This window comes from Sporolactobacillus vineae DSM 21990 = SL153 (genome assembly GCF_000377985.1).
GTDB lineage: Bacteria > Bacillota > Bacilli > Bacillales > Sporolactobacillaceae > Sporolactobacillus > Sporolactobacillus vineae.
This window is the reverse complement of the sequence record NZ_KB899046.1, coordinates 64,133-77,552: the sequence shown is the minus strand read 5'-3', so window position 1 is coordinate 77,552 and position 13,420 is coordinate 64,133. Positions and strand designations below refer to the sequence as shown.

The 13,420-nt window shown below is 54.9% G+C and carries 13 protein-coding genes; 7 read left to right on the top strand and 6 right to left on the bottom strand.

From position 1 onward, the window contains the following. The first annotated feature begins 171 nt into the window (after positions 1-171). The 4 genes from D889_RS0108050 (at position 172) to D889_RS0108035 (ending at position 5,181) form a co-directional block, all read left to right on the top strand. Complete coding sequence (locus D889_RS0108050; protein WP_010630658.1) at positions 172-2,190, top strand: beta-glucoside-specific PTS transporter subunit IIABC; 2,019 nt, start codon at positions 172-174, stop codon at positions 2,188-2,190. 185 nt (positions 2,191-2,375) lie between these two features. Next, the gene (locus D889_RS0108045) at positions 2,376-3,161 is read left to right on the top strand and encodes a PHP domain-containing protein (RefSeq protein WP_010630657.1); all 786 of its coding nucleotides are present in this window, start codon (positions 2,376-2,378) and stop codon (positions 3,159-3,161) included. 137 nt (positions 3,162-3,298) lie between these two features. After that, on the top strand, positions 3,299-4,594 hold the full coding sequence (locus D889_RS0108040; RefSeq protein ID WP_018962261.1) for an HD domain-containing protein: 1,296 nt from the start codon (positions 3,299-3,301) through the stop codon (positions 4,592-4,594). A 74-nt stretch (positions 4,595-4,668) separates the two neighbouring features. Beyond that, entirely contained in the window at positions 4,669-5,181 is a 513-nt protein-coding gene (locus tag D889_RS0108035; protein ID WP_010630655.1) for a YwgA family protein, read from the top strand. Between the two features lie 62 nt (positions 5,182-5,243). Here D889_RS0108035 and D889_RS0108030 read toward each other — a convergent pair whose 3' ends face one another. The 3 genes from D889_RS0108030 to D889_RS0108020 all read right to left on the bottom strand — a co-directional run bounded on the left by D889_RS0108030 (position 5,244) and on the right by D889_RS0108020 (position 7,054). Next, positions 5,244-6,476, bottom strand: a complete 1,233-nt coding sequence (locus D889_RS0108030) for a glutathione synthase (protein WP_010630654.1) — start codon at positions 6,474-6,476, stop codon at positions 5,244-5,246. 88 nt (positions 6,477-6,564) lie between these two features. Further along, positions 6,565-6,795: a YdbC family protein gene (locus D889_RS0108025; RefSeq protein WP_010630653.1), complete on the bottom strand. Its 231-nt coding sequence runs from the start codon at positions 6,793-6,795 to the stop codon at positions 6,565-6,567. A gap of 28 nt (positions 6,796-6,823) precedes the next feature. Continuing rightward, the gene (locus D889_RS0108020) at positions 6,824-7,054 is read right to left on the bottom strand and encodes a hypothetical protein (protein ID WP_010630652.1); all 231 of its coding nucleotides are present in this window, start codon (positions 7,052-7,054) and stop codon (positions 6,824-6,826) included. Between the two features lie 179 nt (positions 7,055-7,233). Between D889_RS0108020 and D889_RS14905 the strand changes: the two genes are divergently transcribed. Further along, the gene (locus tag D889_RS14905; protein ID WP_428834901.1) at positions 7,234-7,758 is read left to right on the top strand and encodes a YwhD family protein; all 525 of its coding nucleotides are present in this window, start codon (positions 7,234-7,236) and stop codon (positions 7,756-7,758) included. A 61-nt stretch (positions 7,759-7,819) separates the two neighbouring features. On the opposite strand, the gene D889_RS0108010 is transcribed toward D889_RS14905, so the two are convergent. The 3 genes from D889_RS0108010 to D889_RS0108000 all read right to left on the bottom strand — a co-directional run bounded on the left by D889_RS0108010 (position 7,820) and on the right by D889_RS0108000 (position 10,926). Further along, positions 7,820-8,284, bottom strand: coding sequence for a DMT family transporter (locus D889_RS0108010; RefSeq protein ID WP_010630649.1), 465 nt, complete (start codon positions 8,282-8,284; stop codon positions 7,820-7,822). Between the two features lie 17 nt (positions 8,285-8,301). Beyond that, on the bottom strand, positions 8,302-8,751 hold the full coding sequence (locus D889_RS0108005; RefSeq protein ID WP_010630648.1) for a DMT family transporter: 450 nt from the start codon (positions 8,749-8,751) through the stop codon (positions 8,302-8,304). A 132-nt stretch (positions 8,752-8,883) separates the two neighbouring features. After that, entirely contained in the window at positions 8,884-10,926 is a 2,043-nt protein-coding gene (locus D889_RS0108000; protein ID WP_010630647.1) for a transglycosylase domain-containing protein, read from the bottom strand. Between the two features lie 262 nt (positions 10,927-11,188). On the opposite strand from D889_RS0108000, the gene D889_RS0107995 reads away from it, so the two are divergent. Next, on the top strand, positions 11,189-11,614 hold the full coding sequence (locus D889_RS0107995) for a DUF1934 family protein (RefSeq protein ID WP_010630646.1): 426 nt from the start codon (positions 11,189-11,191) through the stop codon (positions 11,612-11,614). Between the two features lie 79 nt (positions 11,615-11,693). After that, on the top strand, positions 11,694-13,364 hold the full coding sequence (argS, locus tag D889_RS0107990; RefSeq protein WP_010630645.1) for an arginine--tRNA ligase: 1,671 nt from the start codon (positions 11,694-11,696) through the stop codon (positions 13,362-13,364). Positions 13,365-13,420: the final 56 nt, after the last annotated feature.

The following is a 13,420-nucleotide window of genomic DNA, read 5'->3' as shown; positions in this document are numbered from 1 at the left end:
GTTTATGCGCTTTCATAATTAAAATGATGTTGTTACCTGCCGATCAGTGCTTCGTTCAGAGCGTGTTTGACTTTGAACGTGGATTTTTATGGATTTTGATGAAACAATATTTCATATTATTTAATTTTTTATGAACAATATTTTGTAAACGGTTCAGGGGGATTTAAAATAATGGCCAAGAAGGACTACACGCAGCTGGCAAAAGAGATTGTTGCCGGCGTCGGCGGTGAAGAAAACGTCAATTCATTGATTCATTGTGCAACACGGCTTCGTTTCAGGCTCAAGGACCATACCAGGGCAAATAAGGAAGCATTGGAAGCCCTCCCGAAAGTACTCACCGCCGTCAGTGCCGGCGGGCAGTATCAGGTGGTCATCGGTGATGAAGTCGTTCCGGTTTATGAGGCGATTATGAACCAGTTCCATTTCAGCGCCGTCGACAGCGATACAAGTTCCGGGCTGAATGCAAACGGAACGGATCCTGTCGAGGAAGAGGCAAAGAAGGAAAACTGGTTTGAAAAATTTGTTGCAGTCATTTCAGGCATTTTCACCCCGTTTATTTCGGTGCTCGCCGGTGCGGGTGTTCTGAAAGGCCTGGCGATCCTGATTGCAACGCTGCACTGGCTGCCTCTTTCCTCGCCCATCTATATCAGCATTAACGCACTGGCAAGCGGTGTATTCACCCTGCTGCCGATCTTCATTGCGATCACTGCTGCGGACAAGTTCGACACCAACCGGTTTATTGCCGTTGCGCTGGCTGCGGCGATGATCTATCCGCTGACGGATAAACTGATTCCGGATGTCGCACATCTCGGCGCCTACAGTGTCGACTTTAAGACATATGGAGGCGCAGTGATCCCGACCATCCTTGCGATCTGGCTGGAGAGCTACATTGAAAAATGGTTCAAGAAACATCTGCCGTCCGTCATGCAGCTGGTGTTTGTCCCGTTTCTAACCTTGATCGTTGCCGGACTGCTGACCTTTTTCATCATCGGACCGCTCGGCACGTCACTCGGCACCGGGCTGGCCTATGGCTATAAATTTCTGTATGAATTGAGTCCGCTGATTGCCGGAGCGATCCTCGGCGGCACGTTCCAGATCTTCGTGATCTTCGGCCTGCACTGGGGCATTCTTCCGATTTCGATGATCAATATCCAGACCTATGGCTACGACACCCTGCTGGCGGTCATGTTCTGTGCGGTGGCCGGACAGTTCGGTGCCGTCACTGCGGCCATTATCCGGGCGAAAAAAGCGAAGAACCGGGACATTGCCATCTCCGCGGCAATCAGTGGATTTTTCGGCATCACCGAACCGGCTATCTACGGTATTAACCTGAAATATAAGAAGGGCTTTATCTTCGGCCTGATCGGCGGTGCGGTCGGCGGTGCCATTGTCGGCGTGGCCGGCGTCAAATGCTTCCAGTACACGCCGATCATGAACGTCTTTGAATTACCGCTCTTTATCGGTAAGAATTCCAGCCTTGTCATGGCGGTGATCGGCGGTCTGGCCGCCTGGATTGCCGCATTCCTGCTGGTTGTGCTGCTGGGCTTCAACGAGAGCAACTCGGAGAAACTGTTCGCTAAAGTCACCTCCGGAAAGAAAAGCCTGACGGAGAAGAAAACGGCGGCATTGAATGATAAACTCGGCGGCACGGCCGATGAAGAAGCGGCTCCGGCAGCAGCACCTGAAGAAGCCGCGCCGGATCTGTCCGGACTGACCCTGACCGATACGGTTGCAAGTCCCCTCAACGGCACGGCCGTACCGCTGAAGAACGTCAATGATCCGGTTTTCAGTTCGGAAGCGATGGGCAAAGGGGTCGGCATTGAACCGGCCGACGGCAAAGTCATCTCTCCGGTTGACGGCGAAGTCAAGGTGGCTTTCCCGACCGGACACGCCTACGGGATCACGTCGGATCACGGCACAGAGCTCCTGATTCATATCGGCATCAACACGGTCCAGCTCGGCGGCAAATATTTCACGCCCAAGGTTGAAAAGGGGACGAAAGTCCATAAAGGCGACGTCATTGCTGAATTCGACCGGGATAAGATCAAAGAAGCCGGGTACGACACGACGACCATGCTGCTGGTCACAAATTCGAAAGACTTTGAAGCGGTGCTTCCGCAGACGGGGAAAATGCACGCCGGAGAAGAACTGGTCAGAACGTACAAAAAAACAGAACATGCGGCCGGATGACCGTTCATCGGATTTCCGGCACATTAAAAGAAGGTTCGGCTTAGGCCGGGCCTTTTTTACCTTTTACAGTTGATCGTGCGAGGTGCAAGGCGCCGGCAGTTTCCGGGGATTTTTTTCAAAAAAGGGCGTCAGGCGGCAGACAATAAAATGGTACAATGAACAAAAAAGCGCCGGGAGGTAATTTTATGCCGTTTGACACCCATAATCACACGGACTTCTCCTTCGATTCGGAAATGAGGATTGAGGAAGCTCTGAAGGCGGCGGAAGACAGCCGGCTGAACCTGATTCTGACGGAACACTTCGATTTGAATGAGAAGCAGGATGACGGTTCCCCGGTCGATTTTCCGATCGGCCGTTACTTTGAAAAATACAGGCGCTACCGTGGCCGGCACTTGCTGCTCGGCATTGAACTCGGCCTGGATAACCGGCCGGCATTCAATATACAGAATCGAAAAATTGCGGATGAATACCCGTTTGACTATGTGATCGGTTCGGTTCACAACATCCAGAACTACGACATCTGTACCGATCAGGATAAGAATTTCATGATGAAAACCGATTTTTTCAATCATTACCTGATTTATGCTGAGAATGTGGTGAACCGCAATCCGTACATTGACGCTTTTGCCCACATCGACTATCCGTGCCGCTACCTGGATTACGGTGATAATGTGCTCCGCTATGAGGAGTTTCCGATTCTGATCGACAATTTCCTTTCCGCGCTGATCCATCACGACATCTGTCTCGAGATCAACCTTCGTCTGCTTGACCGGAAAGAATTCTGCGACGGGCTGACCGGCATCCTGCACCGGTACCGGGAACTCGGCGGATCCTATGTGACGATCGGCGGCGACAACCATACTCCGAACACGATCGGCACAAAGTTTCAGCGCGGCGTCGACCTGGCACGGGATACAGACCTGATCCCGGTCTATTTCAAAAACAGAAACAGAATTATCGACGACCTGTGATGCTTTTCGGAGCAGACATTTGCAAGGATTTTCCGGTCGCAGACAGCTTTTAACGTTCTGCAAAAAAAGTTATAATGAGTCAGGATCGGTCCGGGCTGCTGCCCTCGTCCGGTCCGGAAAGATGCGGGTGCTGCGGAATGGTTCAGTTTGAACAGCTCAATGAAGAAAAAGTTTTCAAAGATCCGGTGCATCGCTATATCCACGTCCGCGACCGGCTGATCTGGGATCTGATCGGGACGCCGGAGTTTCAGCGGCTGCGCCGGATCCGCCAGCTGGGCACGACTTATCTGACCTTTCACGGCGCCGAACACAGCCGGTTCGGCCATTCGCTCGGCGTTTACGAAATTGCCCGTCGGGTGATCGGCATTTTCCGCAACAGGGGGGACTGGGACGACAGCGAAACGATGCCGGCTCTGTGCGCCGCACTGCTGCACGATGTCGGACACGGGCCGTTTTCTCATTCGTTTGAGAAGGTGTTCGGCACGAATCATGAGCAGTTCACCCAGGAGATCATTCTCGGCGACACGGAAATTCATCGGCTGTTAAGCCGGGTGTCTGCCGATTTTCCGAAAAAAGTGGCGGACATCATCGGGAAGACGTATGAGAACCGGCTGGTGGTCAGTCTGATCTCCAGTCAGATCGATGCCGACCGGATGGATTATCTGCTGCGCGATGCATACTTCACCGGCGTCAGCTACGGCCACTTCGATATGGAACGGATCTGGCGGGTCATGCGGCCGCATGGCGATCAGATTGTGTTCAAATTCAGCGGCATGCATGCCGTTGAGGATTACATCATGAGCCGTTACCAGATGTACTGGCAGGTATATTTTCATCCGGTCACCCGCAGCGCGGAAGTGATCCTTACCCAGATCCTCCACCGGGCGAGCCGTCTGTACCGGTCGGGTTTCCGGTTTAAACAGATGCCGGACGTACTGATCCGTCTGCTTGAGGGAGAGATCCCGCTGGCTGACTATCTGCGTCTGGATGAATCTGTGTTCATGTACTGTTTTCAGGTCTGGCAGGATGAAGACGATGCCATTCTCCGCGACCTGTGCTGCCGGTTCATCAACCGCCGTCTGTTCAAATACGTTCAGCTTTCCAGAGACCAGCTCAATGCGGATGCAGAGCTGACCGAGTTGTTTCGGAGCGCCGGCATCGACCCGGACTATTATCTGGAAGTGGACTCTTCCTCCGACTGCCCGTATGATTTCTACCGTCCGGGTGAGGAAGAAGAACGTCTGCCGATCCAGTTGCAGATGCCGGACGGCAGTCTGCACGAGCTGTCCCGGGAGTCCGATGTTGTCCGGGCGATCACCGGAAAGAGGCGGACGGATCATAAGCTCTATTATCCGAAAGACCGGGTACTGAACCTGTCCGACAGTCTGCCGGAAAAAAAGAAGATCTGCGCGCTGCTGCACATCAATGGATGAACCGCATCTACGGTGAAAAAATGAGTCAATCAGGATCAGGGAAAAGGCTGCTGATACAGGAGGAATTTATTCGAATGCTGGAAGATCATGCGAAAATAGCGGCAATCATCAAACAGGTTGGGGTTGTTGCCGGACGGAAAAAGCTGCAGAAGATGGTTTATATTTTGCAGAGGATGGGTTTTCCGTTTCGCGAAATGTTCCATTTCAATTTCTACGGACCGTATTCAGACGAACTGTCACTGCAGCTTGAGGAACTGTGTAATTTCGGCTTTCTGATCGAAAGCCGCGACGAACGGAGCACGGAAAGGTGTTACCGCTACAGGCTGTCGGAAGCCGGCGAAAGCTTTATCAGCCACTACTCCGGCATTATCCCGGAAAAAGACGGACTGGTCGACGCCTTGTCGAGGGAAACAGCTTCTTTTCTGGAACTGGTTTCCACGCTGCTTTATTTTGACCAAATTCCCGCTTCAACTTCGGACGACAAAGTGCGGGCACTGGACACGCCTTACAGTCAGCAGGACATCAGTCGGGCGCGACATTACATAACCGTGCTGGAGAGACAGGCACAGACACTTCAATTTTCCTGAATAAATCCGCTTCCCTCAGGCCGGGAAGCGGATTTATTCAGCGGGAAACAACAGAATAGAACTTATTTGTTCACGGAACAGGTTTTGCAGCCTCCGGATGTTTTCAGGTAAAACGCCTTGAATTGTTTTGCCTGCAACAGGCCGGGGGCGTTCTTTTCTTTTCCGGACGCGGCGGCGATCATCTTTTCCGCATAGCGCTGCTCGGGATGCATCCAGCGGCTGTGCGCTGCGTCCAGTGACTGAAGATAATCCTGCGGCAGACGATGCCGGAGCGCGAAGGCATTCAGCCGGTCGAACAGGTACACCATTTCCGCTGTAAAATCCGAACCCGGCTCCATCAGAGCGGCTTCATCGGACAGGGCATCGGCTTTTTTCTGTGCCGCGGCATCGAATGGCGCGTCGTCCGCCCGGGTTTCATAGAGAAGGAACAGATGCATCAGATAAAGATCCTCAGGGTTGATCCCCGTGTGGAAGAACGGATTGAGGTCGGGAATGCGCAGCTCGATCCGGTCCGCATCGGCCGGGGACGCCAGATCCTCGAAACCGGCGCCTTTGATCCGGACGAGCTGGTACAGTTCACGCGCACCCTCAATTTTCTTCTGCCGGACCAGCGAGCGGATCGATGCGATATAGGCTTCCGGACTGCTGTAATCCGGGTACAGCGGTTCCGGATTGTGGTAGCCTTCTGCACCGAGCCGGACGGAGCGGTAGGACACCGTACCGCGTTTTTCCGGACTGGCTGCCAGAAGGTTTACCAGAAAGAAGCGGTCACGCAGCACGCCCGCAGCCAGTTTCAGATAAAACCGGCTGCGCGCTTCCGGTGAATCGAGCAGACCGTCCGCTGATTCCTTCAGAAAGGAGAAATTAAAATGGCTGCCGCACAGCAGCTGTTTGCGCCGGCCGTATTTTTTGGACAGGTAGATCCGATAGTCGGTCTTTTCGCGGCCGGCCGGCCCGAAATCGGCAATCGGAATCGCTTTTTCCGGCGGCAGTCCGTCCGGCGGCAGACTCAGCGGCCAGAGCAGCTCGTCACCAATGCCGTCGATGATCCGCGCCGTTACCCGGTCCTCCTCCGCCAGCGCCTGCGCAATCGAAGGAACAGCCGGTGTTTTCAGCTCGACCTGGCTTTCGGAGAAGTCGGTGGTAATCTCCGGATCCGTCAGTTTGTCCCCGAGTGCAGCCGGATGCGGCGTCAGAGCCAGTGAACCGTCGGCATCGATCCTCAGATTTTCGCGTTCCAGACCGAAAAGCCCTCTTGTTGTTACCGGAAAAAAGTGACCGTTCTCCTCAGGCATTCTCCCTCTGCCTCCTTGAAAGTGATCGTTTCTGCAAAAAACAAGCGGCATCTTTGACACCGATGTCGCAATGGCCGCAGCATACCGTTCAATCGTTTAATTCTTCCATATGTTCGAGCAGCCGCTTGAGCGACTGCAGTTCTTCGCGGGTCAGCGTGATACCTTTTCCCATCTTCTCACCGTCGGGCGACCAGTCTCTGAGGTCATACTTCGGTGCCCGTCCATTCCAGCTGATGATGTTCAACTGCTTCTCCCAGCCACGCGAAGACTGAGAGATCGTGCCGACTTTTTTCACCAGATCATAGTTTATCCCTGCCATTACGCTGCCTCCTGTTGTCCGTTCCCCGTCATGCGACGGTAAAATGTTCGTGAAACCACGAATCGCCCGACAGCATATCCCGGCCGTCGGCGATGACATGCGGCTGGCCTTCTTCATCCTGCGTCAGCAGATGCCCGTCGCCGTCCTGATCGGCCATATACAGATGATCCGCCCGAAACAGCAGACGCGCCTCAAGCAGATCGCGTGCCGCATCGCCTGTGTCTCCGTAAACATTTTTAATACATCTGACCAGAATCATCTTTCAGAAATCCTCCAAATGAAAGCTTGCTACCATAAGGATAATAGTTACCGGATCGTTTGGCAACGAAAGCGCCGTATGCGGCGGGCCGGTCGAAATCAGCGCATGCCGGCCGCCGCCTGTGATAAAATAAGAAAAGCGATACTGTGAGTGAAATCACTATTTGGAAGGGATGAGCGATTCTGGACATCTTTCATCAGGACCCGAAAAAGTCGGGCTTCAACATTATCCGCGGCGACGCAACCAAGGGCCATGGCGGTTTCGGCGCCGGTCTCGTGAACCTCGACAATATGTCGCCGGTGATCATCGACACGGAAGCGGGTACCGCGGAGGTGGATCCGGGTGCGATGCATGCGCGCAGTTCGGTGGAACGGCGCATCCGCTTTTCCAAAGACAAAGCCGATCTTCAGGGCGGTGGAAAAAAATACTGGATCGTCTGGGTCAACACGGCGGTGACGGAAGAAGGGCCGCGCTATGACGGTGCGGCGGCTTCGGAGATGATCATCAATCGTGAGCTCCGGCGCGGCTATAAGATTCTTGCCGACCACGTCGCCAAAATGGAGAAGGCGCTGAAAGGGCAAGTGGTGCTCGATGCGCTGGATGACCGGTCCCGGCAGATACTCCGCGAGTTTCTCGCGGCGGCCGATCCCGGTCAGTGGGAACGGGCGAATCCCGAATTGAAAGCCCAGCTGCCTGCAGACTGAAAAGAGAGGATGTCTCAGAAGCCGGTTCTCCGGCGGTGAGGCATCCTCTCTGTCCTTAGGTTCAGAACTGCTGAATCAGCACAATACCGGCGACCATCAGTGCCATGCCGGCGATCCGCTGCCAGTTAACCGGGTGGCGCGGGACACCGAACCAGCCGAAGTGGTCGACAGCCAGTGCGGCGGCCATCTGACCGCAGACGATCGAGACGACGGTCAGGGCGGCGCCGAGTTCCGGGAGCAGCAGAATATTGGCGGTAACGAAGATGACGCCGAGCGGACCGCCGATCCAGATCCACCAGCGGGAATGGGGAATCAGGCGCAATCCGAAATTAAGCCGGTGATCGGCGATGAGGGTTGCAAGCACGAGCAGCACGGTGCCGGTCAGAAAAGAGATCAGTGAAGCGATCAGCGGAGAATTCACGGCGGTCCGCACTTGCGCATTGACCGCCGTCTGTACCGGAGAAACCATGCCGGCCGCAATGCCCCACAATATAAATAGGGATGTAAGCAAGAAACTTTTTTTCATCGAGTTGCAGCCTCCAGTTAAAATTTCTGCATCAGCAGGACACCGCCGAGCAGACAGACAACGCCGATAAAACGCGGCAGGCTGAACGGCTGAACCGCGACATTGAACCAGCCGAACTGGTCGATACAGATGGCCATGATCATCTGGCCGCAGAGGGTGGAAACAACGGTCAGGGCGGCGCCGAGTTTCGGCAGCAGCAGCAGATTACTGGTCAGATAGACAACGCCGAGCGTGCCGCCGCCGAACCAGATCCACCAGGGCAGCGTATGGAGTGCTGAAGGCGGAAAGCCGAGCCGGTGGTCGACGATCAGTGCCAGAAACATCAGGGTCAGGGTACCGGTCAGAAAAGAAATCAGCGAAGCCATCATCGGCGACCCGACCTTGCGCCCCAGTCCGGCATTGATCGATGTCTGTACCGGAACAACCGATCCGGCGACGAGCGCACTGACGATGAATAACAGAATCATAAAACAGGCCTCCGATTTTTCCTCAATAATCCCAGTATAGAAGAAAATCCGGCCAATGTGGATATAAGCGGCTGCCGAATAATGAAAAATATTTTCATAAAGAGAATTCGGTATGAAAAACTCTTAAAAAACTCACCACCAGTGAAATAGTCGGTAAAAGAAACCGTGATGCTGCGGTTTGCCGGAACTGTCGCCGTTGTTTCCGGTTCCGTTTGAATAGGCTGTCGGTGCGGTACCCCGGACGAAATAGGTGGGCCGTCCGGAAACGCCTTTGCCGGCAATCAGGCCGGTTTTCGGATCGATGGCGACATCAACGACGCCCTTCGGCGGCCGGAATGAATTCTGCGGTTTGCCCGTCAGCGCGGATTCCACGAAGTGCGACCAGATCGACTTGGCATAGCCGGTTTCCGGATAGGTGCTGATGGTTTCGCCCTTGTCGTACCCGATCCAAACTGTGGAGACGAGTTCCGGTGTGAAGCCGGCCATCCAGCTGTCGGTGGCCGTCGTGCCGGTCTTCGCGGCGATCCGGTGCGTCAGCTGGCCGGCAACCGGTGCTCCGGTGACGGTTGTATAACCGTTCAGCCGGGTATCGAAAATGCCGGTCATCATCTGCGACAGGACAAATGTCGTTTTTGGATCAAGAACCTGCTTTCCGGCGGGATGCCAGGCATAGAGCACGTGTCCGCTGCGGTCGGTGACCTTGGTCACCAGTTCCGGCCGGTTGCGGATTCCGTTACTGGCCAGTGTGGCATAGCCGCGCGTCAGCTCAAGCACACTGACCGGTTTTGATCCGAGCGCCAGTGAAGGGATCGGCGCCAGCGGACTGGTGATCCCTGCCTCACGCGCGGCACGGACCAGTTTGTCCATGCCGATTGCCAGATGGGTTTTCACGGCAAAAATATTGTCGGAAACGGCAAGTGCCTGCGCCATCGTAATGGGTCTGTCGGCATAATAGCCGCCGAAATTATCCGGTGCATAGCTGCTGTGCCCGTCGTCAAAAGTAAACACAGACGGGGCACTCTTGAGCATGGTCGCCGGCGTGAACCCGTTTCTCAGCGCCGCATAGTACAGAAACGGTTTGAACGCCGACCCGGGCGCACGCCGGGCCGCAACTGCCCGGTTATAGGGACTTTGCTGATAGTTGCGGCCGCCGATCATCGCGACGACGGCGCCGTTGTCCGGATCCATGGCGAGCAGTGCCGCCTGAATGCCGGACTTCTGCGGAATTGTTTTCCGGACCCAGTATTCCGCTTCCTTCTGGACTTCAGTATCCAGTGTTGTGTAGACATTCAAGCCGCCGGACTCAAGCTGTTCCGGACTGAAATGCAGCCGTCCGGTCAGCTCACTGCGGACCGCATCCTGAAAATAGGGTGCGGTCTGTCTTGCTTTCTGATCGCTGCGGGCGAAGTCAAGCGGCACCCTGTAGGCTGCAGCCGCCCGGCTCCGGGTCAGATAGCCGCCGGCGACCATCATGTTCAGGACGAGATGCTGCCTTTTTTTCGCCTGATTGTAGTGGAGAAGCGGGGAGTAGCGCGAAGGGCCGTTCGGAATGCCGGCCAGCATGCTCGATTCAGCAAGGGTCAGCTGGCGTGCATGTTTATGGAAATAAGTTTTTGCGGCCGCCTCGATGCCGTAGGCCCCGTGGCCGTAATAGATCGTGTTCAGATACCCTTCGAGAATTTTTTCCTTCGGCAGATTCATCTCAAGACGCATCGTGTAAAAGACTTCGGTTGCCTTGCGCAGCCACGACTTATCCTGATTCAGAAATAAATTCTTCGCATACTGCATGGTGATCGTGCTGGCACCTTGTGCCTTGGACAGGCTGAGCAGATCGACGGTTGCCGATCCGGCGACCCGCCGCAGGTCAAATCCATGGTGTTGAAAAAAATGCCGGTCCTCAACCGCAAGAGTAGCCAGTTTCAGCGAAGGCGCCATCTGGCTGACCGGCACCCACTGACGGTTGGATGTGTCCCATTTTCCGATCACCTTTCCGGTGTTGTCGTGGAAGACGGCCGGCCGGATTTCGGGAATTTCCATCGGTCCGGCGATCTTTGCAGCCAGCAGTACCAGCAGTAGCGCCAGTACGGGAACGGCGGGAATCAGGAGGGCCAGCCGGACCAGCCGGCGCTTTTTCTTCTTTTTATTGATTGGGTTCCATGTACTCCAGCGTGTCATGGCGGAACCTCCCGGATGAAAATCTTGTGCTGCTGTTCATTATCGGTTTGAATCGGATTTATTAAACGTCCGGATCACCGGCTTAAAAGCGGATCATCCTGGCCAGGATAGAAGCGGAGAAGCCGCGCACGCGTGCCTGAGTCCGCAGCGAAATCAAGGGAAAAAAGTCGCGGTTCAGCCTTGCCCGATGAGAGCCAATATTTTATAGTAGTAGAAGTGTGGACATTTGCGCCGGATTGGACGGCAGGCAGGAGGCGCAGCAATGAAGACGCATAACGTCAGGATTATTTTCACAAGCCGGACGGCGGAAGATATGGCGCCGGCGACACGTTCCGTGGTCGACGGCCGGCTTGGCGAAGGGGCTGCCGGGCTCTACCTGTTTTTCAGCGATACCGTGGCCGGCGCCGGCGACGTAAAATATACGATAAAGATCGGTCCTGATGAAGCGCTGCTCCGCCGCTCCGGCATTCTTGCACTGCGGCAGCCGCTGTTTCTTGGAAAACGCGTTGCTGGCAGCTGCGTTCTCCCGGCTGGACCGGTGGGGACGCAGGCGGTTGCCGAGAAAATTGACGGATCCTGGGATTCCGGCAGCGCGACAGGCACTGCTTCGCTCGTGTACGAACTGTCGCTGCAAGGCCAGTATGCCGGAAAATTTTATCTCGATTTTCATTTTGCAGCGCGTGACTGAATCGCGTGACTAAATAGGGAACGATCCGTTCGTGACCATGATATATAAGCCGATTGAAAGCTTTTCTGGAGGGTATAAGATGACGATTGTCGAGCAAGTCAAACAGCAACTAAAGGAAGAAATAAAGGCTGCCGTAATCCGGGCGGGACTCGCCGCCCCGGAACAGGTGCCGGATGTGGTGCTTGAAGTGCCGAAGGACAAGGCACACGGCGATTTCGCGGCCAATATGGCGATGCAGCTGGCGCGGATCGCACACAAGGCGCCGCGGAAGATTGCGGAGGAACTGGTCGCCGCACTGGATAAAAAGAAGGGACACATCCGTCAAATCGCTATTGCCGGTCCGGGGTTCATCAATTTTTTCCTTGACAACGCCTATCTGACGGATCTGATTCCGACGATACTCAATGCCGGATCCGACTACGGCGCATCACAGGCCGGTGCCGGGAAGAAAGTACTGGTAGAATTTGTTTCCGCCAATCCGACCGGCAATCTGCATCTCGGCCACGCGCGCGGCGCAGCGGTCGGGGATACGCTTCACAAGCTGCTGAACAAGGCGGGGTATCACGCGGATGCCGAATATTACATTAATGACGGCGGCAACCAGATCACCAATCTGGCCGTGTCTCTCGAAGCCCGCTATCGCCAGCAGCTCGGCGAAGAAGCGGAAATTCCCGCGGACGGTTATCATGGCAAGGATATTATCGCGCTGGCGAAACAGCTTGTCGGCCAGTACGGCAGTACGCTGAAGGAGAAGCCGGACGATGAGCGTCTGCGTTTCTTCCGCAACTTCGGCGTCGAACACTTGATGCGCGAAATCAGGAAAGATCTGTCGGATTTCCGTGTCGTGTTCGACAACTGGTATTCGGAACGCTCGCTTTATGAAACACATAAAGTCGAAGCGGCGCTGGATACGTTGAAAAAGAAAGGCGAAACGTACGAAAAGGATAACGCCCTCTGGCTGAAAACGACGGAATACGGCGACGACAAGGATCGCGTGCTTGTCAAAACAGACGGATCCTACACCTACTTCACGCCGGATATTTCCTATCATAAGGACAAGTTCGACCGCGGGTACGACCAGCTGATCGACGTATTCGGTGCCGATCACCACGGTTATGTGCCGCGGCTGAAAGCGGCGATGCAGTCGCTCGGCTATGATCCCGACCGGCTGACCGTTGAGATCATTCAGCTCGTCAACCTGTTCAAGGACGGCGAGAAGGTTAAGATGAGCAAGCGGACCGGGAAGGCGGTCACGATGCGCGAGCTGATGGATGACGTCGGCGTTGATGCTGCCCGTTACTTCTTCGCCATGCGCAGTTCGGACAGCCATCTGGACTTCGACCTTGATCTGGCCGTTTCCCATTCCAATGAAAACCCGGTTTACTATGTCCAGTATGCCTATGCCCGGATCACCAGCATGCTGAAACGGGCTCAGGACTTTGAACCGGCTGAGGGCGAAGAGACCGATCTGAGCACGCTCACCGGGGAAAAAGAAATTGACCTGCTGAAAAAGCTCGGCAATTTCCCGCAGGTGGTGGCCGAGAGCGCCGCGAACCTGGCAATTCAGCATATCCCCTCCTACCTGTTCGATCTGGCTTCAAGCCTGCACAGTTTTTACAATGCCGAGAAAGTGCTGGATGAAACGAACATACCGCTCAGCAAGGCACGTATCGCGCTAATGAAGGCCGTGCGCATCACCCTGAAGAACGGCATGGACCTGATCGGCATCCACGCTCCGGAAAAAATGTAACACCGAACTCAATCTGATTCGATAAAAAAGGCTGCCTGCAGCGCCGGAATGGCGAT